General features: G+C 59.8%; 22 protein-coding genes and 1 pseudogene. 10 read left to right on the plus strand and 13 right to left on the minus strand.

Annotated elements, in window-relative coordinates; genetic code table 11:
* The first annotated feature begins 833 nt into the window (after positions 1-833).
* Both ABD997_RS13740 and nadC read left to right on the plus strand, forming a co-directional pair.
* Complete coding sequence (locus tag ABD997_RS13740) at positions 834-1367, plus strand: retropepsin-like aspartic protease family protein (RefSeq protein WP_345317684.1); 534 nt, start codon at positions 834-836, stop codon at positions 1365-1367.
* Positions 1367-2218 (plus strand): carboxylating nicotinate-nucleotide diphosphorylase, encoded by an 852-nt coding sequence (gene nadC / locus ABD997_RS13745; protein ID WP_345317685.1) that lies wholly within the window; start codon positions 1367-1369, stop codon positions 2216-2218. The genes ABD997_RS13740 and nadC overlap by 1 nt, the downstream gene beginning before the upstream one ends.
* Positions 2219-2352: 134 nt before the next feature.
* Here the strand turns inward: nadC and ABD997_RS13750 are convergent, their stop codons facing one another.
* Positions 2353-2523 (minus strand): hypothetical protein, encoded by a 171-nt coding sequence (locus tag ABD997_RS13750; protein WP_345317686.1) that lies wholly within the window; start codon positions 2521-2523, stop codon positions 2353-2355.
* Positions 2524-2689: 166 nt separating this feature from the next.
* On the opposite strand from ABD997_RS13750, the gene ABD997_RS13755 reads away from it, so the two are divergent.
* The 7 genes and pseudogenes from ABD997_RS13755 to yacG all read left to right on the plus strand — a co-directional run bounded on the left by ABD997_RS13755 (position 2690) and on the right by yacG (position 9034).
* A complete protein-coding gene (locus ABD997_RS13755; RefSeq protein ID WP_345317687.1) occupies positions 2690-3076 on the plus strand; it encodes a pilin in 387 nt (128 codons plus the stop codon).
* Between the two features lie 204 nt (positions 3077-3280).
* Positions 3281-4813 (plus strand): annotated as a pseudogene (gene pilB, locus ABD997_RS13760) (type IV-A pilus assembly ATPase PilB); the annotation flags it as partial.
* Positions 4814-4876: 63 nt separating this feature from the next.
* Entirely contained in the window at positions 4877-6142 is a 1266-nt protein-coding gene (locus ABD997_RS13765; protein WP_345317689.1) for a type II secretion system F family protein, read from the plus strand.
* 55 nt (positions 6143-6197) lie between these two features.
* Positions 6198-7112, plus strand: coding sequence for a prepilin peptidase (locus ABD997_RS13770; RefSeq protein WP_345317690.1), 915 nt, complete (start codon positions 6198-6200; stop codon positions 7110-7112).
* 356 nt (positions 7113-7468) lie between these two features.
* A complete protein-coding gene (coaE, locus tag ABD997_RS13775) occupies positions 7469-8104 on the plus strand; it encodes a dephospho-CoA kinase (RefSeq protein WP_345317809.1) in 636 nt (211 codons plus the stop codon).
* A complete protein-coding gene (locus tag ABD997_RS13780) occupies positions 8073-8819 on the plus strand; it encodes a cell division protein ZapD (protein WP_345317691.1) in 747 nt (248 codons plus the stop codon). The genes coaE and ABD997_RS13780 overlap by 32 nt, the downstream gene beginning before the upstream one ends.
* A complete protein-coding gene (gene yacG / locus ABD997_RS13785) occupies positions 8819-9034 on the plus strand; it encodes a DNA gyrase inhibitor YacG (RefSeq protein WP_345317692.1) in 216 nt (71 codons plus the stop codon). Before ABD997_RS13780 ends, yacG begins: the two co-directional genes overlap by 1 nt.
* 11 nt (positions 9035-9045) lie before the next feature.
* On the opposite strand, the gene mutT is transcribed toward yacG, so the two are convergent.
* The 3 genes from mutT to ABD997_RS13800 all read right to left on the minus strand — a co-directional run bounded on the left by mutT (position 9046) and on the right by ABD997_RS13800 (position 13485).
* A complete protein-coding gene (mutT, locus tag ABD997_RS13790) occupies positions 9046-9459 on the minus strand; it encodes an 8-oxo-dGTP diphosphatase MutT (protein ID WP_345317693.1) in 414 nt (137 codons plus the stop codon).
* A 323-nt stretch (positions 9460-9782) separates the two neighbouring features.
* Positions 9783-12509 (minus strand): preprotein translocase subunit SecA, encoded by a 2727-nt coding sequence (gene secA / locus ABD997_RS13795; protein ID WP_345317694.1) that lies wholly within the window; start codon positions 12507-12509, stop codon positions 9783-9785.
* A gap of 73 nt (positions 12510-12582) precedes the next feature.
* Positions 12583-13485 carry a M23 family metallopeptidase gene (locus tag ABD997_RS13800; RefSeq protein ID WP_345317695.1) on the minus strand — a complete coding sequence of 301 codons (903 nt, stop codon included), beginning with the start codon at positions 13483-13485 and terminating at the stop codon, positions 12583-12585.
* A 30-nt stretch (positions 13486-13515) separates the two neighbouring features.
* On the opposite strand from ABD997_RS13800, the gene ABD997_RS13805 reads away from it, so the two are divergent.
* A complete protein-coding gene (locus ABD997_RS13805) occupies positions 13516-13971 on the plus strand; it encodes a DUF721 domain-containing protein (protein ID WP_345317696.1) in 456 nt (151 codons plus the stop codon).
* On the opposite strand, the gene lpxC is transcribed toward ABD997_RS13805, so the two are convergent.
* From lpxC to murD, 9 genes are all read right to left on the minus strand, one after another.
* Positions 13968-14879, minus strand: a complete 912-nt coding sequence (lpxC, locus tag ABD997_RS13810; RefSeq protein WP_345317697.1) for a UDP-3-O-acyl-N-acetylglucosamine deacetylase — start codon at positions 14877-14879, stop codon at positions 13968-13970. The genes ABD997_RS13805 and lpxC overlap by 4 nt on opposite strands.
* 148 nt (positions 14880-15027) lie before the next feature.
* The gene (ftsZ, locus tag ABD997_RS13815; RefSeq protein ID WP_345317698.1) at positions 15028-16245 is read right to left on the minus strand and encodes a cell division protein FtsZ; all 1218 of its coding nucleotides are present in this window, start codon (positions 16243-16245) and stop codon (positions 15028-15030) included.
* A 29-nt stretch (positions 16246-16274) separates the two neighbouring features.
* Positions 16275-17513 carry a cell division protein FtsA gene (ftsA, locus tag ABD997_RS13820; protein WP_345317699.1) on the minus strand — a complete coding sequence of 413 codons (1239 nt, stop codon included), beginning with the start codon at positions 17511-17513 and terminating at the stop codon, positions 16275-16277.
* Complete coding sequence (locus ABD997_RS13825; protein WP_345317700.1) at positions 17510-18256, minus strand: cell division protein FtsQ/DivIB; 747 nt, start codon at positions 18254-18256, stop codon at positions 17510-17512. Before ABD997_RS13825 ends, ftsA begins: the two co-directional genes overlap by 4 nt.
* A gap of 4 nt (positions 18257-18260) precedes the next feature.
* Positions 18261-19175, minus strand: a complete 915-nt coding sequence (locus ABD997_RS13830) for a D-alanine--D-alanine ligase (RefSeq protein ID WP_345317810.1) — start codon at positions 19173-19175, stop codon at positions 18261-18263.
* A 4-nt stretch (positions 19176-19179) separates the two neighbouring features.
* Positions 19180-20637 (minus strand): UDP-N-acetylmuramate--L-alanine ligase, encoded by a 1458-nt coding sequence (gene murC / locus ABD997_RS13835; RefSeq protein WP_345317701.1) that lies wholly within the window; start codon positions 20635-20637, stop codon positions 19180-19182.
* Positions 20637-21722, minus strand: coding sequence for an undecaprenyldiphospho-muramoylpentapeptide beta-N-acetylglucosaminyltransferase (gene murG, locus ABD997_RS13840; RefSeq protein WP_345317702.1), 1086 nt, complete (start codon positions 21720-21722; stop codon positions 20637-20639). Before murG ends, murC begins: the two co-directional genes overlap by 1 nt.
* Complete coding sequence (gene ftsW, locus ABD997_RS13845) at positions 21706-22953, minus strand: cell division protein FtsW (RefSeq protein ID WP_425557080.1); 1248 nt, start codon at positions 22951-22953, stop codon at positions 21706-21708. Before ftsW ends, murG begins: the two co-directional genes overlap by 17 nt.
* The gene (murD, locus tag ABD997_RS13850) at positions 22953-24254 is read right to left on the minus strand and encodes a UDP-N-acetylmuramoyl-L-alanine--D-glutamate ligase (protein WP_345317704.1); all 1302 of its coding nucleotides are present in this window, start codon (positions 24252-24254) and stop codon (positions 22953-22955) included. Before murD ends, ftsW begins: the two co-directional genes overlap by 1 nt.
* Position 24255: the final 1 nt, after the last annotated feature.

The following is a 24255-nucleotide window of genomic DNA, read 5'->3' on the forward strand; positions in this document are numbered from 1 at the left end:
CGCCATGTTCACTCCTTTGTGGGTCGGCTGTTAGTTTTGGTCGACCAACAGTATTCCGACTCGCACGGGAGTGAACAACCTCCTGAAAGATTACACCTAGTTCCTAGTTCCTAGTTCCTAGTTCCTAAGAGCCTAGGTTCTAGGCGCTAGGTTCTAAGAGCAGATCCCCGATGTAGGTTGGGCAGAGCGAAGCCAAGCCCAACGTCCAAACGAATCACCTTAGGGTCTTTTGAGCAGGTTCTGGGTTTTAAGAGCAGGGACTAAGTTCTAGGCCGTAAGAGCGGCAACGAGATACGAGTTCCTAGTTCCTAAAAGCAGGTACTAGGTCCTAAGAGCCAAGAGGTTTAGAGCCTAGGAACTCGCCCCCGCTTTGCTTTTAGGACCTAGGCTTCTCCCTAGTACCTAGTAGCCGGCTTTACCGCTCTTAGGAACCAGGAACCGCTCCTCCCAAGGAGCTCGACCCTGCTCTTAGCACCTAGGCTTTTCCCTAGTACCCAGTAGCCGGCTTTACCGCTCTTAGGAACCAGGGACCGCTCCTCCCAAGGAACTCGACCCCGCTTTGCTTTTAGGACCTAGGCTTCTCCCTAGTACCGAGTAGCCGGCTTTAGCGCTCTTAGGAACCAGGAACCGCTCACCCCAAGGAAATCGACCCTGCTTTGCTTTTAGGACCTAGGCTTTTCCCTAGTACCTAGGCTTTTCCTAGAGATCAGGAACCGCTCCTCCCAGGGCCTCGCTCTTCATTCCGTGGCAATTTGCCTGTCGATTGCAAATAATGAAACCATTAACACCGGGCTGGCAAGCCTTCCCGACACGCCCATCGGCAAAGGAGAATCATGGCCTCTCACCCTCAGCGAGCACTGCAGCGAGCACTGCAGCGACCGGGCAGAATGATGTTTCTGCTCGCCTGGATCGCCCTGGCGGCTCTGCTCTACCTCTACTTTGACAGCCAGCTGAGCAAGCGGCACAACCCCAACCAACAGGTCGCGGGGCGGGTCGAGGGGGCGATGAGTGAGATCCAGCTGCTGCGAAACCGCCACGGGCACTATGTCGCCACCGCCGCCATCAACGGCCATGAGGTGGTGATGCTGGTGGACACCGGTGCCACCGAGATCTCCATCCCGGAATCCGTGGCCGCCCGATTGGGGCTGAAGAAGGGGCGCCCCTTCCCGGTCAGCACCGCCAACGGCACCATAGAGGTGTACCAGACACGGATCGATAGCCTCTCCATCGGCGTGCTAACCCTGTATGATCTCTCTGCCAACATTAATCCCGGCCTGGACGACAGCACCATACTGCTGGGCATGAACGCCCTTAAAGACCTGGAACTGGTCCAGCGTGGAGACACCTTAACGTTACGGAAGTACTGATGTTAGAGAACGATATTCGCCTGGCGGTCAGCGCCGCCCTGGAAGAGGATCTTGGTGGTCTGGGTCCCGACGAAGGGGACATCACCGCCCGCCTTATCCCCGTCGACCGCTACGCCGAAGCCCGGGTGATCACCCGGGAAGATGGGGTGTTCTGCGGCAAAGCCTGGGTCGAGCAGGTATTCAACCAGCTTGGCGGCAGCGTGGCCCTGCATTGGCATGTGGACGACGGTGACATGGTGGTCGCCAACCAGACATTGCTGGAGCTGGCCGGCCCGGCCCGGGCTCTGCTGACCGGCGAACGCACGGCCCTGAACTTTATCCAGACCCTCTCCGGCGTCGCCACCCTGGTCAACCAGTATGTGGTGCGGATCAATGACAGCGGCTGCCGCCTGCTGGACACCCGAAAAACGCTGCCGGGCCTGCGCACCGCCCAGAAGTACGCGGTCACCTGCGGCGGCGGCCACAACCACCGACTCGGCCTCTATGACGCCTTCCTGATCAAGGAGAACCATATCGCTGCCTGCGGCGGGATCATCCAGGCTATCGCCACCGCACGGCAACTGAAACCGGAGGCCCCGGTGGAGGTGGAGGTGGAGAATCTGGAGGAGTTGGCCCTGGCGCTGGAAGCGGGGGCGGATATCGTGATGCTGGACAACTTCGACGTCACCATGATGGTCAACGGGGTGCGTCTGCGTAACCAGGTACGCCCGGACACCAAGCTGGAGGTGTCTGGCAACGTCACCCTGCAAACCATCGGCGATTTTGCCAACACCGGCATCGACTACATCTCCGTCGGCGCTCTGACCAAGCACCTCCGCGCGATGGATCTCTCCATGCGCTTTAAGGCCTGAACACTCCCCTCGGAAACCCGTTGCCGGGATGATGTGATCTTCCGGCAACGGGCTTGGCATAAAAATTTTCAAAAAAATTTAAAATTTTTTCCACCGATTTTCCCGCCGCCACGGGAGGTCAAAAGATTGACAGCTCAGGCCGAACCGGTTTCAAATTCAGTGCTGTCAGGCGGTAAAAACACGCCAAAACTTTGTCTTGCAGCACAACCGCCTTCCAAGGCCCAAATTCGGCAGGCTTCCCAGCCCGCAAAACCGGCGTAAAGCCTTTGAACTAACGGATTTTTATGCGTATTGTTTAGCTGCATTCACTTGCATACACTCAGTGGTGTATTAAGTTCAAAGTGGATGCAGACGATGTCCGCGTCTCCCCACTCACCAGCCATAAGGTGAGCGGGGCACCACCTGAGAGCTGTGAAGCTTCGGCCATCACAGATGTTTTAGGGTTTAGTTTTTACAAATCGAGGAAGAGTTATGAAACGGAAGCAACAACAGGGCTTTACCCTGATCGAACTGATGATCGTGGTGGCCATTATCGGTATCCTGGCAGCCATTGCCTTACCTGCCTATTCCAACTACACCAAGAAAGCTCAGTACACCGAAGTGACTGCAGCAACCGGGGGCGCAAAAACTGCTGTTGAAGTTTGCTCTCAAACCTACCCGGGAACTGGTGATGTAAACTGTCTTCAAGCGAAAAATGGCGTGCCCACTGACATCGCCGTAGGCACCACCACCATGGGTATTGCCACCCTTTTTTCAGCCGCGGATGCAGTCACCATCACCGCCACTGTTCCGACAGGTGGCCTTGGCCCTCTGGCCACTGGTCACTGGTCACACATACACTCTCACAGGTGTAGTTGACACAGCGACTGGTGCGATTCAGTGGACTGGTGCCTGTAGCGATGGCACTAACACTGTAACTGACTATTGCCCGTGATAGCTTCCACTGGCTGCACTTTGACAGTGTAAGTGTAATGATGTGCCAACCGCATTAAAGTGGTTGGCACATCTGTTTTTGATGGTTGGAAAATTTAGTGGGATTGAATGAACTCTTTTGCTACTAGCTACGGCCTCCCTACCCTGGATATTGCCTGGTTTGACGTATCGTCCCTGCCTGACGACATCAAAAACAAAAAACTCATTGAGAAACATCGCTGCCTACCATTAGCCAAGCGCAACAACCGCCTCATCCTCGCCACCTCTAACCCCAACAACCTTATCGCCCTGGAGGAGTTCCAGTTCAATATTGGACTCCATGTGGAGCCGGTTATCGTGGTCCAGGAAGCCCTGGATCGGGTGATCGAAAAGGTGCTGGAAGATGACCTCGACCAACTCGAGATCAGCGAGGACGATGAGCAGCGCCTGGCCAACATCGGCACCGATGAGCCAGAAAGCGATAATAATCAGGCGGAAGATGCCACCAAGGGCGCCGACGATGCGCCTATCGTCGTCTTTATCAACAAACTGATGACCGAAGCGATCCGCAAGGGGGCGTCGGATCTGCACTTCGAACCCTACGAGGACCAGTTCCGGGTCCGTTTTCGCATCGATGGCATCCTGACCACCATTACCAAGCCCCCCCAGAGTCTCGGCCCGCGCATAGCCGCCCGCATCAAGGTGATGTCCAAGCTCAACATTGCCGAACGCCGCCTGCCCCAGGATGGCCGCATCAAGCTTCGGGTAGGCAACAAAAAGTCCGTGGATTTCCGGGTCTCGGTTCTGCCCACCCTGTTCGGAGAGAAGGTGGTGATGCGGATCCTGGACTCCTCCGCCGCCGCCCTGAATATCGATATCCTGGGCTTCAGCGACCAGCAAAAAGCGCTCTACCTGCAGAACCTGCAGCTCCCCCAGGGGATGATTCTGGTCACCGGCCCCACCGGCTCCGGGAAAACCGTCTCCCTCTATACGGGCCTAAATATCCTCAACACCGAGGAGCGCAACATCTCCACGGCGGAAGACCCGGTGGAGATCAACCTGCCCGGGATCAACCAGGTGCAGATAAACCCGAAAGCGGGCCTGACCTTCGCCGGCGCCCTGCGCTCCTTCCTGCGCCAGGATCCGGATATCGTCATGGTGGGGGAGATCCGGGACCTGGAAACCGCGGAGATCGCGGTAAAAGCCGCCCAGACCGGACACATGGTGATGAGCACCCTGCACACCAACTCCTCCCCGGAAACCCTGACCCGACTGCTCAACATGGGCGTCCCCGCCTACAACATTGCCAGCTCCGTCAGCCTGATTATTGCCCAGCGACTAGCGCGAAAGCTCTGCCCCAAGTGCAAGGAGCCGGAAACCATCCCCACCGAGGAGCTGCTCAGAGAGGGGTTCACGGAGGCTCAGATCGCCGAAGGAGTGAACCTCTTCAAACCCAAGGGTTGCGATGCCTGCACCAACGGCTACAAGGGCCGGGTGGGGCTTTACGAGATGCTCTCCATGACACCGAACATGGCCTCCCTGATCATGGAGGGGGGCAGCGCCATCGAACTGGGCAAACAGGCCCAGAAAGATGGCATGAAAACCCTGAGGCAATCCGGTCTGCAAAAGGCCTTTGATGGCGTCACCTCCCTTACCGAGATCAACCGGGTCACCAGCCACTAGGCAAACCGGGCAGAATAGAGCACAACAGGGTCGGCCCTTGGCTGAATCAAGAAGGAACTGAACATGTCCACCATTTTTAAAACTCGCGATAAATCCATCGAGCGGCACAAGAAAATTACCCAGGGAGAGGTCGCCGACTTTGTGTGGAAAGGCCGTAATCGCAACGGCAAGATGATCAATGGTGAGCTGCGGGGCAAATCTGCCCTGGAAGTGAAAGCGATGCTGCGCAAGCAGGGGGTCACGCCTCTGAAGGTGGTGCGCAAACCCAAGCCGACGTTCCAGAGGAAAAGCAAAGTCACCCAAGCAGATATCGCCGTGATCACCCGCCAGCTTGCGACTATGTTGCTGGCCGGCGTCCCCCTGGTCACCGCCATGGAGATGGTGGCCAAGGGACATGAAAAGGAGGCGATGCGTCAGCTTCTCGGCTCGGTACTGGAGGAGCTGCAATCGGGTACTCCCGTGGCCCAGGCTCTGCGACCCCATCGACAGTATTTTGATGAGCTCTACTGTGACCTGGTCGCTTCCGGCGAGCAATCCGGTACCCTCGATACCGTTTTTGATCGCATCGCCACCTATCGGGAAAAGGCGGAAGCCCTTAAGTCCAAGATCAAGAAGGCGATGTTTTATCCCGCTGCCGTTGTTACCGTGGCAATTGGGGTTACGCTAATTTTGCTGCTGTTTGTGGTGCCGCAGTTTGAAGCGATCTTTTCAAGCTTCGGCGCAGATTTACCCATCTTTACCCAGATGGTGATCAATCTCTCCAAGTTCGTCCAATCGAGCTGGTACTACTTTTTTGCCATCGTTGTCGTATTCGTCTGGTTATGGGTCCGAGCCTTTCGCAACTCGGCAAAATTTAGAGACAAGGTGGATGAGTACAAGCTGAAGCTGCCTGTAATCGGGCAAATCCTGCACAAGGCGGCCATGGCCAAGTTTGCCCGCACCCTAGCCACCACCTTCGCCGCCGGGGTTCCGCTGACCGAGGGGCTGGACGCCTCTGCCGGTGCTTCCGGTAACGCCGTCTACCGAAATGCGATTTTTCAGATCAAGGAGGAGGTGATGTCCGGGCTGCAGATGAACGTCGCGATGCGCACTGTCAACCTCTTCCCCGACATGTTGATCCAGATGGTCGCCATCGGCGAAGAGTCCGGCTCCATGGACGACATGCTCAACAAGGTTGCCAACATCTACGAGATGGAGGTGGACGATGCGGTAGATGGCCTCTCCACACTGATCGAACCCATGATGATGGTGGTCCTGGGCACCCTGGTGGGTGGTCTTGTTATCGCCATGTACCTGCCCATCTTCCAGCTGGGTGACGTTGTCGGATAATGTCCATGTCTTGGTGCTCTAATGAATATGTCCTTGCTTCAATTTGGCGGTATGCATGACCCTCTGGCTTGATCTTTTTACTCTCTACCCCTGGCTGTTTCTTCTGCTAACCGGCCTGACGGGACTGATTCTCGGCAGCTTCCTCAATGTGGTGATCCACCGACTGCCGATCATGATGGAGCGGGAGTGGCGCGCCGAGTGCTCGGAGTTTCTGGCCGAGGATGGGAGCGCCACCGCCCCCTCCCCTGCCCGTGCAGTTCCTGCGCAAGAGGAGGAGCCGCGCTACAACCTGCTGGTTCCCGGCAGCGCCTGCCCCCACTGTAAAACCGCCATCCCCGCCTGGCGCAACATCCCTCTTCTGAGCTACCTGCTGCAGAAGGGGCGCTGCCATCACTGTGATAAACCCATCTCGGCGCGCTATCCCCTGGTAGAACTGGCCACCGGCGTCGTCACTCTGGGGCTGGCCTGGCTGCTCGGCCCGACGCCGGAGTTTCTGGCGGCCTGGGTTCTGACCCTGGGGCTGATCGCCCTGGCGGCTATCGACATGGACACCCTGCTGCTGCCGGATCAGATCACCCTGCCGCTGCTTTGGCTTGGTTTGCTGGTGAACCTCAGCGGCCTCTTCGTGCCCCTTGAAGATGCGGTGATCGGCGCAGCAGCCGGCTATCTATCGCTTTGGATCATCTTCCAAGGCTTTAAGTTGCTTACCGGCAAAGAGGGGATGGGCTATGGTGACTTCAAACTGCTGGCGCTGTTCGGTGCCTGGTTTGGCTGGCAGTGCCTGCTGACAGTAATGCTGATCGCCTCCTTCGGCGGCGCCCTGTTTGGCATCACCATGATAGTTAGCGGCAAGCTCAACCGGGAAAACCCGATGCCCTTCGGACCCTGGATCGCCTTCGGTGGTTTTGTCTACCTCTGCTTTGGTCAGCAGCTGGTAGCTTGGTACCTGACCCGAATGGTGGGGCTCTAAGAGCAGGTGCGAGTTCCTAGTTCCTGGTTCCTAAGAGCAGGTTCTAGGTACTAGGTACTAGGTACTAGGTACTAGGTACTAGGTACTAGGTACTAGGTACTAGATACTAGATACTAGATACTAGGTTCTAGGTCCTAAGAGCTAAAAGTCGAGGAACTAGGAACTGTTCTTCCCAGAAACTGCTCTTCCTAGAAACTGCTCTTCCTAGGACCTAGGCTCCATCCTAGGACCTAGCAGCCGGCTCTTGCTCTTAGAACCTAGGCTTTTTCCTAGCGCCCGGGGCCTTCTTTAGGAGCTCGGAATCGCTCTTCCCAGGAACTGCGTTTTCGGCTTTGCAATACGGAGAATGGATGGCGATGAGCCATTACTGGATCGGCCTGACCGGCGGCATCGGCTCCGGAAAAACCCAGGTCAGCAATGCCTTTGCGGATCTGGGCATCACCGTGGTGGATACCGACCTGATTGCCCGGGAGGTGGTTGCCCCCGGTACGCCGGGCCTGGCCGCCATCGCAGACCACTTCGGCCCAGAGGTACTGCATCCCGATGGCAGCCTGGACAGGGCAAAGCTGCGCCAACGGGTGTTTGCCGATGAGCAGGCGCGGCAGTGGCTGAACCAGCTGACCCACCCCCTGATCCGTGAGGCAATGCTGGCCCAGTGCCGCGCCGCCACCAGCCCCTATGTCATCGTCGTGGTCCCCCTGCTGGCCGAAGGTGACATGCAGCCACTCTTTCAACGCATCCTCGTTGTGGATGTCCCTGAGTCGGTACAGATCACCCGTACCTCTGTCCGGGATGGCAATGACATCGAACAGGTAAAACGTATCCTTGCCCGCCAGGCCAGCCGCAAACAACGTCTGGCCATCGCCGACGATGTGATCGACAATAGCGGAACCAAGGAAGCATTAAAGGCACAACTGCTTCCTTTGCATCAGTTTTATCTCGATCAAGCGGAGAAGGCGAATGTGGCTGGTATACGAACAACCCCTCAATGAAACCATCCGCAGTTACCTGAGAATCGAGGCGGTTTACCAGCAAGCCGGAGCCCACGCCCTCTTTCCCTATCCGGGCACGGAAGTGGCCTTTTTCCGTACCCTGTTTGAACTGGGTGAGCTGATGGAAAGAACGGACCTGCGCAGTGACCTCATTAAAGACCTTGATCGCCAACTCCAGCATATCGACAGTTGGCGCCCCCTCCCCAGTGTTGACCATCAACAGTTGGACCGGCTTGAGCAGCGCCTTAAGCGGCTGAGCCGGGAGCTTCAACAACTCACCCGACCTACCCAACCTTTGAAGGAAGATCGCTTCCTGGGAGCCCTGAGACAACGTCTGAGCATCCCAGGGGGTTACGGCAGCTTCGACCTGCCCCAGCTTCACCACTGGTTGGCTCGCCCGGCGGAACAGAAAGCGGCAGACGCCCAATACTGGCTGAAACTGCTGGCGCCCATCACCGCCTCGGTGGAAAACCTGCTGATGTTGTTGCGGGATCGGGGACAGTGGCAGGAACAGATGGCCATCAATGGCGCTTATCAGGCGAGCAGCCCACAGGAGGTTGATCTGCTCAGGGTGAAACTCAAACAGGAGTACGGCGTCTACCCCGCCATCAGCGCCCACAGAAACCGATTCACCATCCACCTCATCAACAACGAGACAGGCAAAGCGGATCCGCGTAACCTGCCGATCCAGATTCACCTGTCGACGGAGCGTTAATGACCCTCAAAGTTCCCTGTCCCACCTGCCAAGCTGAGGTTACCTGGGACGCCCAGCACCCCTTTCGTCCCTTCTGCAGCGAACGCTGCAAGCTGATCGACCTGGGCGAGTGGGCCGAAGAGCGCAACACCATTCCGGGTAAAACAGAGCTACCCGACGAGTTTGATATCAGCGAACCGGACTTTTTCCTGAGTGACGACGACGAGGACTCCTGAGCGCTCCTCGGCTACTCGACAACGCGCTCCAAGCCAAGCCGCTCCAGCACCGCCTCAACAATCGGCCGGTTCGCCGCCGGCATCGCCAGCGCTTTAAGCTGCTCGAGGGTAACCCATTCAATAGGGTTGCCCTCTTTAGGCCTAGGCTCGCCCTCGAAGCTGGTGATCAGAAAAACCGTCAGCGCCACCCGGCGATCACCATAGTCATGGCTTATCTCATACAGCAGCTCACTCTGAAGCACCCGTAGCCCGACCTCCTCCAGGAACTCCCTGGCCAGGGCAGACTCGACGTCTTCGCCAGGCTCCACCTTGCCCCCCGGGAACTCCCACAGCCCCCCCTGGTGCTGCTCAGGGGCTCTCAGCGCCACCAACACCTCAGCATTGCCATTCACAGCCACTCCGATGGCCACCTGAATCGCTTTCATCTCTTTCTCCGATAACAAAACGGGCAACCCGATGGGGTTGCCCGTTTGGGGCTGTTGTAAGCCAGGTTCAAGGAGCCGGTTCTTAGAGCGGGAACTAGCTCCTAGCTCCTAGTTCCTAGTTCCTAGTTCCTAGTTCCTGAGAGCAGGATGCTAGAACCTAGGTTCTAGGTTCTAGGTTCTAGGTTCTAGGTTCTAAGAGCGGGGTTTTAGGAGCTCATTCCTGCTCTTTGCTCTTAGAACCTAGGCTCTTTCCTAGTACCTAGGCTCTTCCCTAGGAACCAGGAACCGCTCTGCCTAGGAACCGCTCTTCCAGGGAACGGCGCTTACGCCAGCTTCCCGTGGCACTGCTTGTACTTCTTGCCGGAGCCACAGGGGCAAGGATCATTACGACCCACCTTGGGGCCCTGGCGCTGCGCTGTCGCGGCCTGGGCCGCCTGCTCGCTCTGGCCTAACTGCTCAGCCTGCTGATGCTGGAAAGCGCGTTGACGGGCCAACTGCTCCTCCTGCTCCCGACGCTTCTGCTCCATGGCATCCACATCGGACTGGGCTTGCACCTTCACCTTGGAGAGCAGCGAGATCACGTCGCTCTTCAAGGCTTCCAGCATCCCCTGGAACAGCTCGAAGGACTCACGCTTGTACTCCTGCTTGGGGTTCTTCTGAGCGTAGCCACGCAGGTGGATCCCCTGGCGAAGGTGGTCCATCGCCGCCAGGTGCTCCTTCCAAAGGTTATCCAAGGTCTGCAGCATCACGACCTTTTCAAACTGGCGCAGTACTTTCTCACCGACCTGCTCCTCTTTGAGCTTGTAGGCTTCATCCCAGGCCGCCACGATGCGTTCGCGCAGCGTCTCCTCGTGCAGATCCTCCTCCTTCTCCAGCCACTCGCCGATGGGCAGGGCCAGTTCGAAGTCCAGGGCCAGACGCTCCTCCAGAGCCGGAACATCCCACATCTCCTCCAGGGATTGTGGCGGGATGTACTGGGAGATCACGTTGTTGAGTACGTCTTCACGCACCGCGTCGATGGTCTCCCGGATATCTTCACCTTCCATCAGCTCATTGCGCTGGGCGTAGACCACCTGACGCTGGTCGTTGGCCACGTCATCGTATTCCAGCAACTGCTTACGGATATCGAAGTTGCGGGCTTCCACCTTGCGCTGAGCGTTTTCGATGGCGCGGTTCACCCAGGGGTGTTCAATCGCCTCACCGCGCTCCATCCCCAACTTCTTCATCATGTTGGAGACCCGATCAGACGCGAAGATCCGCATCAGGCTGTCCTCCATTGACAGGTAGAAGCGGGTGGAACCCGGATCCCCCTGACGACCGGAACGGCCCCGGAGCTGGTTATCGATACGACGGGATTCGTGGCGCTCGGAAGCGATAATGTGCAGGCCGCCGGCCTCAAGGACCTCTTCATGACGCTGCTGCCAGTCGGTCTTGATCTTGGCGATCTTCTCCTCGGTGGCCTTGTCACCCAGGGCATCGATCTCCGCCTGCCAGCTACCGCCCAGCACGATATCCGTGCCTCGGCCCGCCATGTTCGTGGCGATGGTGACGGCACCTTTACGGCCCGCCTGGGCGACGATCTCCGCCTCCTTCTCGTGGAACTTGGCGTTCAGCACGTTGTGCTTGATCTTCTCTTTGCGCAGCAGGTTGGAGAGGTACTCGGAGGTCTCGATGGAGATGGTCCCCACCAGCACCGGCTGGCCTCGCTCCATGCAGTCACGGATATCGGCGATGATCGCCTCGTACTTCTCTTCGGCAGTCAGGTAGACCAGGTCCGCCATATCCTTACGGACCATCGGCTTGTTGGTCGGCACCACCACGGTATCCAGGCCGTAGATGCTCTGGAATTCGAACGCCTCGGTGTCCGCTGTCCCCGTCATCCCCGCCAGCTTGTCATACATGCGGAAGTAGTTCTGGAAGGTGATGGAGGCCAGGGTCTGGTTCTCGTTCTGGATCCGCAGTCCCTCCTTGGCTTCCACCGCCTGGTGCAAACCTTCAGACCAGCGACGGCCCGGCATGGTGCGGCCGGTGTGCTCGTCCACGATCACCACCTGGCCCTCGTCATCGACGATGTAGTCCACGTCACGCTCAAACAGCATGTGAGCGCGCAGGGCCGCGTTGATGTGGTGCAGCAGGGCGATGTTGCCAGCGTTGTAGAGGGAGTCCCCCTCCTGCAGCAGGCCGATCTCCGCCAGCAGGGTTTCCACCTTCTCCTGGCCACGTTCGGTCAGGTTCACCTGCTTGGCTTTTTCATCGACGCTGAAGTCACCTTCACCGGTGTACTCTTCGGTGTCCTCTTTGTCCTGACGGATCAGTTTCGGGATCAGCGTGTTGACGCGAATATAGAGTTCAGAGCTGTCTTCGGCGGCACCGGAGATGATAAGGGGGGTCCGGGCCTCATCGATGAGGATGGAGTCCACCTCATCCACAAGGGCGTAATGCAGTTCACGCTGTACCCGCTCCCCGGCGGAAAACGCCATGTTGTCCCGCAGGTAGTCGAAGCCAAATTCGTTGTTGGTGCCGTAGGTGATGTCACAGGCGTACGCCGCCTGTTTGTCCTGGTGAGCCATCCCGGACAGGTTGATGCCAACGGTCATTCCCAGGAACTCGAACAGTGGACGGTTCCATTCGGCGTCACGACGGGCCAGGTAGTCGTTGACGGTGATGACGTGGATCCCTTTGCCCGTCAAGGCGTTGAGGTAGGCCGGTAGCGTTGCGGTGAGGGTTTTCCCCTCCCCGGTGCGCATCTCGGCGATACGGCCGGACTGCAACACCATGCCGCCCATCAACTGGACGTCAAAGTGGCGCATCTCGAACACCCGCTTGGAGGCCTCACGCACGGTGGCAAACGCTTCCGGCAGGATCTCGTCCAAGGGGCTGCCATCGGCAATTCGCTGCTTAAACTCCTCGGTTTTCTGCTTCAACTGCTCGTCGCTCAGAGCTGACCAATCCGCTTCCATGGCGTTGATCTGCTCGACAACTTTGCGTAATTGCTTGAGGGTTCTTTCGTTTTTACTACCAAATACTTTGGTCAGGAGTTTCGCTAACATTGCCTTACATCGCTACTGAACACGGCATGCGCCAGCTTCATGCCAGCGCCGTAATGGGTTTCTCGGATCCTGCTCAACGGAGAGGCTTGCGGTAAACGTAAGCCGCAGGATCCACCTGTTTGTCGTTTTTTAACACTTCGTAGTGCACGTGGGGACCGGTAGAGCGACCTGTATTACCCAGCAGGCCGATGACCTCTCCCTTATCCACCACCTGGCCAAGTTCGACCAGATTTTCCTTGTTGTGCGCATAACGGGTTTTCAAGCCGTTACCATGATCAATCTCGACCAGCTTGCCATAGCCGAACATGGTGCCCACATAGGAGACCACGCCGGCGCCAGTGGCAATGATATTCCCCCCTTCAGAGCCGGCAAAGTCCACGCCGCGGTGTTTGCGACGCTGGCCGGTGAAGGGATCATTACGGTAACCGAATGAGGAGGACTGCCACCCCTTGTCGACGGGACGGCCACTCAGGAAACGATCATTATCGATATGGTGATGACGATCGAGGGTTTCAAGTAGGGGAAGCTGACTATCGACACGATCCAGTCGCTTCAACAGCTGATCCATCTCACTAATCAAAAGATCCAACTGGATATCATCCCGGCCGGGTGCATCGACACCGCCGATCCCGACATCACTTTCGAAGTCGAACTGATCGGACATCTCAGCCCGATCAGCCAGGGCGGAGCCCACCGCTTCGACACGATTCATCCGAGCCTGGATACGCCCCAAACGCGCCGCCAACAGGGAAAGCTGAGCCTCGGTCTCTTCCCGCAGCTGCCGCAGCTGTTGCTGTGCCTGCTGACTCTTGGCTTCACCCTGGCTTTCCTGGTAGCTCAGTCGCAGTTGCTCACTCTGGTGCTGCCAGAGGCTAATCCCCGCGGCCACCAGTACTACGGGCAGCAGCAACCAGCGCTTGCCCGGCTCGAAGCGGCGAACGCCCTGCTTTGTTCGAAGAAAGACTGTTACACTCATCAGGCCTACAAATCTAATGTTCCATCATTAATGAAAACCAAACCGCAAGACATGGCCAAACTGGCCAGCAAACGCTTCGGTCAACTGCAGCGGCACAGCGGCCAACTTGACCGCCTCAGGGAGGCCCTGCTTCCCCTGCTCGATCCCGCCATGCATACGCAGTTTCGTATCGCCAATCTGCGGGATGGCAAGCTTGTACTTGAACTGACCTCCGCCGCCTGGGCTACCCGACTGCAGTATCAGCGCCTGGATATCTTGTCACAGCTGCGCCAACAAGGGTTCCCCATGCTCACGACTATCGAGTTTAAAGTCAACCCGGCGCTTTCGCGTCTTTCTCAGCCGAAAAAGGCGCCTGCTTCCAAAACCTTAAGCGTCAACGCCAGCAGCCACCTTGAAGCCTTGGCCGACAGCATCGGGGGAGAGTTGGGGGAGAAGCTGAAAAAGTTGGCCGCCCACGGGGGACGGCCAACAAAAAGATCCGATTAAGCCAGTGATGGTGCCAGGTAGTCCATCGGCACCTCCTGGGGTCGGTCGAAGCTGACCATCTCCCAAGCGGATGCATCCTCCAGCACAGCACGCACCAGAGCGTTGTTAAGCGCATGACCCGACTTATGGGCGCGGAACTCACCCAGGATGGCATGACCAGCCAGGTAGAGATCCCCCACGGCATCCAGGATCTTGTGCTTCACAAACTCATCCGGGTCCCGCAGACCGTCCGGGTTGAGGATCCGGTACTCATCCAGCACGATGGCATTTTCCATGCTGCCGCCAAGACAGAGGTTGTTGGCACGCAGGAACTCGATATCTTTCATGAAGCCGAAAGTACGGGCCTTGCTGATGGTCCGGCTAAAGGCCCGGGCGGAGAAATCCAGGGCCAGTCGCTGGGCACTCTGGCTGATGGCCGGGTGCTGGAAATCAATGGAGAAGTCGAGCCGGAAGCCGTTGTAGGGACGGAACTCCGCCCACTTGTCACCCTCTTCCACACGCACGGTTTTACGCAGACGCAGGTATTTCTTGGACGCGGACTGCTCTGCGATGCCGGCGCTTTGCAACAGGAACAGGAAGGGGCTCGAACTGCCATCCATGATCGGGATTTCAGGAGCATCCACCTCGATATAGGCGTTGTCCACGCCCAGGCTGGCCAGGGCCGCCATCAGGTGCTCTACCGTCAGGACCTTAACACCCTGCTCGTTGGCGAGGCCGGAGCAGAGGGTGGTCTCCTTAATCAGATCCGCGCGAGCAGGGACCTCCACCGCCGGCGTCAAATCGACCCGTCGGAAGACGATCCCGGTATCAACCGGGGCAGGCTTCATCACGATCGTCACCTTCTTACCGGAGTGCAAACCCACACCGGAAGCTTGGATTGGACGTTGAAGCGTCAGCTGTTTACTCATAGAGACTGTGCTCCTGCTATCTGATACGGCATAACAAACGGCGCATAGATTACCACAGACTGCTGACATGACCAAAGACTGGCCAGACCAACCACCCCAAAAGGGCAATTATCCCTGTCCATCTTTGCTGCCAGGCAGTCTTAAGGCATCAATCCGCCTGACGGCGCAAAAATGCCGGGATATCCAGGTAATGCTCCGAGCTCTGCGGCTGCTTGGCCGCCGCCGCACTGCCGTTACCATGTCCCGGTGCAGCGGAACGTGGGGTCTCTACCTGGGTTTCCTTGGTCACTGCACCTTGGGCAGTGGCTGCAACCGCGGGAGTTTCCAGCTGACGTTCAGCAGGCTGGGCCGCACGGTTTTCCGCCGCCTTGGTCACCGGCTTGCTCACCAGTTGGATATCCGGCTTGCGCTCGGCACCGATACCTGTGGCGACCACGGTGACCCGCAGCTCATCGCTCATCTCAGGATCGATCACCGCGCCCACCACGACGGTAGCGTTTTCGGACGCGTAAGCCTTCACATGGTTACCGACGGTTTCAAACTCTTCGATGCTGATATCCAGGCCAGCGGTGATGTTCACCAGCACGCCCCGGGCACCGGACAGGTCGATATCTTCCAGCAGTGGGCTGGCGACCGCCGCCTCCGCCGCTTCCTCGGCACGATCTTCACCACGGGCGACACCGGTGCCCATCATGGCGTTCCCCATTTCGGACATCACGGTCTTCACATCGGCAAAGTCGACGTTGATCAGGCCCGGACGGGTGATCAGCTCGGCGATCCCCTGCACCGCGCCCAGTAGCACGTTGTTGGCGGCCTTAAAAGCATCCAACAGGCTGGTACGTCCACCCAGCACCTTCATCAGCTTGTCGTTGGGCACGGTGATCAAAGAGTCCACCTGCTTCGACAACTGCTCGATACCCTGGTCGGCAAAAGCGGAGCGCTTCTTGCCTTCGAAGGAGAACGGCTTGGTGACCACGGCAACCGTGAGGATCCCCTCCTCCTTGGCCACCTCCGCCACGACCGGCGCAGCGCCGGTGCCTGTTCCGCCCCCCATGCCGGCAGCAATAAACACCATATCGGAACCGGTGATGGCGGCGCGGATGGTTTCCCGATCCTCAAGCGCCGCCTCGCGGCCGATCTCCGGGTTGGCACCCGCTCCCAGGCCCTTAGTGACGTTCTTACCCAGCTGGATGGTGGTCTGCGCCGACGACTTGCGCAGTGCCTGGGAATCGGTGTTGGCGCAGATAAAATCTACCCCTTCTATGGTCTGCTCCACCATGTGCTCGACGGCATTACCGCCGCCCCCGCCGACCCCAACGACTTTGATGACCGCGTCATCACTGTGACTGTCTACGATCTCAAACATATGTTTCTCTCCATTTGCCCGCGTCCTGTTTAAAACTCACCTTTGAACCAGCTCTGCATCCTGCCCAGCAACTGGCCAAATCCGTTCTTTGGCGCCTGATACTGCGCTTTCTTGCGCAGCCGTTCGGCCCCGTAGTGCAAGAGCCCCACCGCCGTGGCGTAACTGGGCTCCCGTATGTATTCATTCAAGCCTTTCAGCGGCAAAGGCTGGGCCATGCGCACCGGCATGCCAAACATCTCCTCTGCCACGGTTTCCGCACCTTCGATCTGCGCGGTACCACCGGTCAGAACAATGCCTGCGGCGATCTGATCCTCCAGGCCACTGCTGCGCAGTGTGTCAGCCACCAGTTCAAACAGCTCCTGGTACCGGGGTTCCACCACCTCCGCCAGCGTGTGGCGGGACATACTGCGGGCGGGCCGGCCACCTACGGAGGGTACCTCGATGTTCTCCTCCTGACTGACCAGGGCGGAGCGGGCGCAGGCAAACTCCACCTTGATCTGCTCCGCATGGTTGAGCGGCGTGCGGAAGATCTTGGCGATGTCACTGGTCACCTGGTTACCCGCTACCGGCAGTACCGCGCAAAACCGCAGGGCACCACCTGAGTAGATGGCGATGTCGGTGGTCCCGGCGCCGATATCCACGACGCAGACACCAAGGTCTTTTTCATCTTCGGTCAGCACCGCCTGGGCCGAGGCGATACCGGAAAACACCAACTCGTCCACAGTCACGTCGCAGCGCTCAACACACTTGGTGATGTTGCGAGCCCAGTCGCTTGACCCGGTCACCAGGTGAACGTTGGCCTCCATCCGCATTCCGGACATCCCGACCGGGGAGCGGATCCCCTCCAGCTCATCAATGGTGTACTCCTGCGGAAGCACATGGAGGATCTGGCGCTCCGTGGGGATCTTCACCGACTGCGCGGTATGGATCACCTCATCGACCTCGTCCTGGGACACCTCCACACCACCGATGGGCACCATCCCCTTCTCGTTTTGGCCGCTGATATGGTGACCCGAAATGCTCAGGTAGACCGACGCCACTTCGCACTCGGCGATACTGGACGCCTGGTTCAGGGCCAGGCTGACGCTGCGCGTTACCGAGTCGAGATCGTTAACACCGCCTTTGTCCATGCCACGCGAGGGCTGAGTGCCCATGCCGACGATGCTGATCTCACCATCCGGCAGCACTTCACCGATCACCGCAGTCGTCTGCGCGGTGCCGATGTCCAACCCGACAATAAAGACGTTGCTGTCTTGGCTATTGGTCATTGATCCTCATCCTGCCAACGCACGGCCAGTCCCGTGTCATACCGTAAATCCACCCGCTGAACGGGTTTCCCTTCCTGCTCCAGCCTCGGCCAGAGATCAATAAATCGTTGAGCGCGCGCCAGGGTGTCTTCACGCCCCAGGGCCAGCTCGATGCCACTGTCCAGACGCAGGGTCCAGGCGTGGCGATGGTTCAGCTGTAGAGCTTGCCCTGTAAGACCATTTAAAGCCAGTAACTCAGAGAGTTGCTGCCACATTTGCCAAACTTTCTCCGCGCTGCCATCCGGCCCGGCCAGGAGGGGAAGGTGGGACAGGTCCGGCCTCGGCGGCGCAGCAAAAGGCTCCGCCCGGTCATTCAACCAATCGCCGTTGTGCCAGCGAGCCACCGGCACCTGCTCCACCAGGTAAACCCTGAGCCGGTTAGGCCACTCCCGCCGCACCGCTGCCCGGTCCACCCAGGGCAGGGCGGTCAGGGCCTCACGGATCTGCGCCACATCGGCGGTAAAGAGCGACCACTGCTCCAACTCACGGACTGCCTCACGCACCTCCTCATCGGCGGTGAAGCGTCGCTCTCCGATCAGCGCCAGCTCCTCCACCGGCAGGCGATCCGCATTTGCGGCGAAGGCCGTCAGCCAACGCGCTCCCAGGACCAGGATCGCCAACACCATAAGTAGGAAGAGCAGCCCCCCCCACAGTGTCCAGTTGACCCTGTCGGTGTGCAGTTGGGGCAACGCGTGACCGCTCATCGGTTTACCGAGCCAAGTCCAGAATGCGAACCACCAGGGAATCAAAATCGATCCCCGCCGCTGCCGCCGCTTTGGGCACCAGGCTGGTTTCGGTCATCCCCGGTACCGTATTCACCTCCAGCAGTTGGAAATTACCCTCGGCATCGCGCATCACGTCCACCCGGCCCCAGCCCCCGCCACCTACGGAGGCAAATGCCTTCAGCGCCAGCTCCTGCATCGCCAACTCCTCAGCCTGCGACAGACCGCAGGGGATGAGATAGCGGGTATCGCCGGTCACATACTTGGCGTCGTAGTCGTAGAACTCGTGGTCCGTTTCCATCCGGATCACCGGCAGTGCCTGACCATCCAAAATCGCCACCGTGTATTCCGGACCATGGATCCAGGCCTCGATCAGCACGGTGTTGTCGTACTTGAGTGCGGACTGGACAGCGCCCAGCAGCGCATCGGGATCCGACGCCTTGGCCATTCCCACCGAGGAGCCCTCGTTAGCAGGTTTGACCATCACAGGGCTACCCAGGCGGGCCATTATAGCGGCCGCGTCTTTATCACAAAACTTTTCTTTTTCAACAACCTCGAACTTGGCGGTGGGCAGGTCCAAGCCTCGCCACAACCACTTGGTTCGCACCTTGTCCATCGCCACCGCGCAGCCCATGATGCGAGAACCGGTATAGGGGATCCCCATCAGCTCCAGGGCCCCCTGGACACTGCCATCCTCGCCCCCACGGCCATGCAGTACCACGAACGCCGTATCGAAGGCCGCCAGCTCTGCCAGTGGCCGGGTTGCGGGATCGAAGGGGTAGGCATCCACACCCGCCCGCTGAAGCCCCTGAAGGACTGCGGTACCGGAGTTCAGGGAAACCTCCCGCTCGGCGCTCTTGCCGCCGAACAGTACGGCGACTTTACCCGCCGAAATCTTCATTACTTCACTCACCTTCAGGCTCCTGCTTCATCTTCTCTACCGACATGCCCAGATCGGCCAACTGCTTGGCCACCGCCCCCACATTGCCGGCGCCCTGGGTCAGGACCACATCCCCATCCTGCAGCTGTGCAGCCAGCAGTGCCGGCAGCGCCTCAGGCCCGGGCACGTATACGGGATCCAGACCCCGCAGGCGAATGGAACGGCAGAGAGCACGGCTGTCGGCGCCGGGAATGGGATCCTCACCGGCACTGTAAACCTCCATCAGCAGCAGCAGATCTACCTCCGCCAGGACGGCACAGAAGTCCTCGTAAAGATCCCGGGTACGACTGTAGCGATGGGGCTGGTACACCATTACCAGCCGTCTTTCCGGCCAGCTGGCACGGGCGGCACGTACGGTGGCCAGTACTTCGCTGGGGTGGTGACCATAATCGTCCACCAGGCGAACCTGGCCGACTCCGGTATCAAACTCACCATACTGCTGGAAGCGGCGGCCAATGCCCTGGAACTCGGAAAGCACCTTGAGCAGCACCTCATCCTCGACCCCCTCCTCCATCGCCACAGCGATGGCGGCCAGCGCGTTCTGAACGTTGTGTCGACCCGGCAGATTCAGAACCAGTCGCAGTGGCTCCCGCTGAGGCCGCACCAGGGTGAACTGGCTGCGTGTCCCCACCTGGACAAACTCCTCGGCCCGGATATCCGCCTCCGGAGAGAACCCGTAGGTCACCACCCGACGGGAAACCCTGGGCAGTACCGCCTGCACACCGGGATCATCCAGGCACATCACCGCGGTGCCGTAGAAGGGCAGGTTGTGCAGGAACTCGACGAAGGTGTCATACAGGGTGTTGATGTCCCCCCCGTAGGTATCCATGTGATCCGGCTCGATGTTGGTGACCACCGACAGCATCGGCTGCAGGTGCAGGAAGCTGGCGTCAGACTCATCTGCCTCCGCCACCAGGTAGTGGCTCTGGCCCAGCTTGGCGTTGGTGCCGGCGCTGTTGAGCTTGCCACCGATGACAAAGGTGGGGTCCAGCTGCGCTTCGCCAAACAGGCTGGCGGTCAGGCTGGTGGTGGTGGTTTTTCCATGGGTACCGGCGATGGCAATGCCGTGCCTAAACCGCATCAGCTCAGCCAGCATTTCAGCGCGGCGCACCACCGGGATGCGGGCGGCCCGGGCGGCGGCGATCTCCGGGTTGGCTTCGTTAATGGCGGTGGAAACCACCACCACATCGACCCCATCGACCCAGCGGGCGTCGTGACCGATATGGACCTTGGCACCGACCTCAACCAGGCGCTTGGTTACCGGGTTCTGGGCGATGTCGGATCCACTGATCTGGTAACCCTCGTTCGCCAGGACTTCGGCTATCCCGCCCATGCCGGCACCGCCGATCCCAACAAAATGGATCCGCTTGACCCGGCCCATGGCACCGGCCGGAGTTGGCCCCTTGGCTCTGTATTGACTCATTACTGCTTTCTCCGGGCCAGGGACTCACACACCCTGGCCACTCTTTCGGTGGCATCCGGTACGGCGCTCAGTCGCGCCGCCCGGGCCATCGCTTGCAGGCGCTGCGGCTGCTGCAGCCACTGCTGAAGCTGGTCCGCCAGCACCTGAGGGGTTAATTCGGACTGCGGGATCAACACCGCTGCTCCATCGTCCACCAACGCCTGGGCGTTGCGGGTCTGGTGGTCATCCACCGCGTGCGGAAAGGGGACCAGCACCGAGGGCCGGCCGGCGGCCGCAAGCTCCGCGACGGTCAGGGCGCCGGCACGACAGATCACCAGGTCGGCCCAGGCGTACGCCGCCGCCATGTCATCGATAAACTCGGCAATCTGGGCACCAACACCGGGGGCCCGCTCCTGCCAGATCTGCGCCACCGCATTGCGGTTGCCGCGACCCACCTGGTGCCAAACGGTAATGCTGGCCTCGGAGGCGATCTTGCCCACTGCTGCGGGCACAGTTTCGTTCAGCACTTTGGCCCCCAAACTGCCCCCCACCACCAGGATCTTCAGCTGCTCGCCAGGGGCCTCGCTGGCCTGTTGGCCAATGGCCACCAGCTCCTCCCGGACCGGGTTCCCCACCCGCTCGGCGTTGGGCAACACGCCATCAAAGGCGGTCAGGACGCGGCGGGCAAAGCGGGCCAGGATCCGGTTGGTGGCACCGGCCACCGCATTCTGCTCATGCAGGACCAGCGGGGTACGACGCAACCAGGCGGCGATCCCTCCCGGGCCAGCGGCGTAGCCCCCCATTCCCAGCACCACATCCGGCTTAAATTCGCGCTGGATCGACAGCGCCTGGCCAATGGCCTTGAGGATCTGCAGCGGAGCCTGCAACTTGCGCCACAAGCCATTGCCCCGCACCCCCTTGATATCGATGAAGCGGATCGCGAAGCCGTGCTGAGGGACAAGCCGTGCCTCCATCCGCTCCTCGGTGCCCAACCAGAGCACCTCCCATCCCTGCTCCCGCAGGCGGCGGGCCACCGCCAGCGCCGGGAACACGTGTCCCCCGGTGCCGCCAGCCATGACCATCAGGCGTTTAGGCGACTTGTTCATTCGCACTGCCTCTCCGTTTACGTTGCTTCTTTGCCCTCTCCGGGCTGGCGTGGGAAACATTCGCCATTCGCCGCTCATGATCGATCCTCAGCAACAGTGCTACGGCAACCGTCATGATCCATAAGCTACTGCCACCGTAGGAAACCAGCGGCAGGGTAAGCCCCTTAGTGGGCAGGGCCCCGACGCTGGCACCGATGTTGACGGCAGTCTGAAAACTGAACCAGATCCCGATGCCGTAGGCGAGATACCCGGCAAAGGCCTGATCATGCTTGAGTGCCAGGTGGCCTATCCTCAGCGCCCTCAGCGCCAGGAACAGCAGCAGCGCCATCACCGTGATGACGCCGACAAAACCCAGCTCCTCGCCAAGCACGGCGAAGATAAAATCGGTGTGGGCCTCCGGCAGGTAATCCATCTTCTGGATGCTGTTACCCAGCCCCTCGCCAAACCAGTCGCCCCGCCCATAGGCCATCAGCGACTGGGTCAGCTGGTAGCCGGCGCCGAAGGGATCCTCCCAGGGGTCGGTGAAGGAGGTCATCCGCTTCACCCGGTAGGGCGAGGTGTAGATCAGCGCGACGATGCTCAATCCCCCCGCCACGATCAACCCGACGAAATGCACCACCCGGGCGCCGCCAAGAAACAGCATCCCGGTGGCGGTCACGAACAGCACCACGGTGCTACCCAGATCCGGCTGGGCAATCAGCAAGACGCCGTATAGCGCGAACACCACCAGGGGTTTGGCAAAACCGCTCAGGTTCTCTCGCACCTGCTGATGACGCCGAACTAGGTAACCGGCCAGGAACACCAGCAGGGAGAGCTTGGCCAGCTCGGCCACCTGAAAGTTGATGGGCCCGAGCGGGATCCAGCGCGTCGCCCCGTTAACGGTGCGACCAATCAGCAGCACCGCCACCAAGCTGGCCATCCCGACCAGCATCAACAAGGCGCTGTAGCGCTCCCAGAAACGGATCGGGATCTGCACCACCATCGCCAAGATCACCACCGCCCCAAGCAGGAAAATGAGCTGGCGCTGAATGAAGTAATAAGGGTTGCCGGTCAGCCGGGTGGCTTCCGGCATGGATGCGGAAGCCACCATCAGCAGCCCCAGCGCCATCAGGGTCAGAACCAGCGTCAGCAGGCCACGGTCATACAGCGCTCTGGCCTCCTCTTTGGAGCCTACCGCCACCCCGGCGCTGGCCCGGGCCAGGCCCTCCAGACGTTGCCCGAGACCGACCATCACGACAGCGCCTCTAACGCGGCGACAAAACAGGCGCCACGGTGTTCAAAGTTATTGAACATGTCCAGACTGGCACACGCGGGGGAAAGAAGGACCCGGTCTCCGGCTTTAGCCTCGGCCGAAGCCAGGGAGACTGCTTCGGTCAGGGAGTCCACCCTCACGGCCCCAGGCTTGAGACTTGCCAGAGCCTCACCATCCTGGCCCAGGGTATAGAGCTTGTGGACCCGAGCCAGCGCCGGCGCCAGCGCACCGAGATCCGCCCCCTTGGCATCCCCACCGGCGATCAAAATAAGCCTGCCTGGTCCCCCAAGCAGCCCCTCCAGGGCTGCCAGTGTCGCCCCGACGTTAGTGGCTTTGGAATCGTTGATGTATGTCACCCCGTGGCGGACCGCCACCAGCTCGCAACGGTGGGGCAGGCCACGATACCCTCTGAGTGCCTGCTCTATGCCGGCCATGGGAATCCCGGCAGCGCGGGCCAGTGCCATCGCTGCCAAGGCGTTGGCCTGGTTGTGCTCGCCCACCAGTCCCAGCTCGGAACAGGGGAACAGCGGGATCGCCCCCTGGCATAACCAAGCATCGAGGATCCCGTAATCCTCCTCCCCCTCCGGGGCAGAGAGGCCAAAGCTCAGCTGCGCCGCGCCCTCTGGCGCCTGGGTATCCGGATCAGCACGGTTAGTGACACAGAGACGGGCCTGCTCATAAAGCCTGAGCTTGGTATCTCGGTAGTGCTGGTAGCTGTCGTAACGATCCAGGTGGTCATCACTGACATTGAGTACGGTGGCGGCAACGCAATCGAGGCTGTGCGTGGTTTCCAGTTGAAAGCTGGAAAGCTCCAGCACATAGAGCCGATGGCCCTGGCCCAGCAGATCCAGCGCCGGAGTACCGATATTGCCCCCGACCCCGACAGACCAGCCTGCGGCCGAAGCCATCTCGCCCACCCAGCGGGTGACCGTGGATTTCCCGTTGGAACCGGTGATCGCCACCACAGGGGCGTCCGCATGTCGGGCAAAGAGTTCGATATCCCCGAGGATCTCCACCCCGGCCTGTGCGGCCCGCACCAGGGCAGGCATAGCAAGCGGGATCCCGGGACTGACCACCAGTCGCTTCGCCTGACACAGCTGCTGCTCATCGAAGGGGCCGGTATAGAGCGCCACCCCAGGGAACTCGTCGGCGAGCTGATCTACCCCGGGCGGGACAGAGCGGGTATCCCACACCGCCACCGCCTCACCCTGCCGGTGCAGGAAGCGCACGCAGGAGAGGCCAGTCAGCCCTAAACCGAGAACCAGGGTAGCGGGCATCATC

Source organism: Ferrimonas gelatinilytica, from assembly GCF_039544205.1.
Classification (GTDB): Bacteria; Pseudomonadota; Gammaproteobacteria; order Enterobacterales; family Shewanellaceae; genus Ferrimonas; species Ferrimonas gelatinilytica.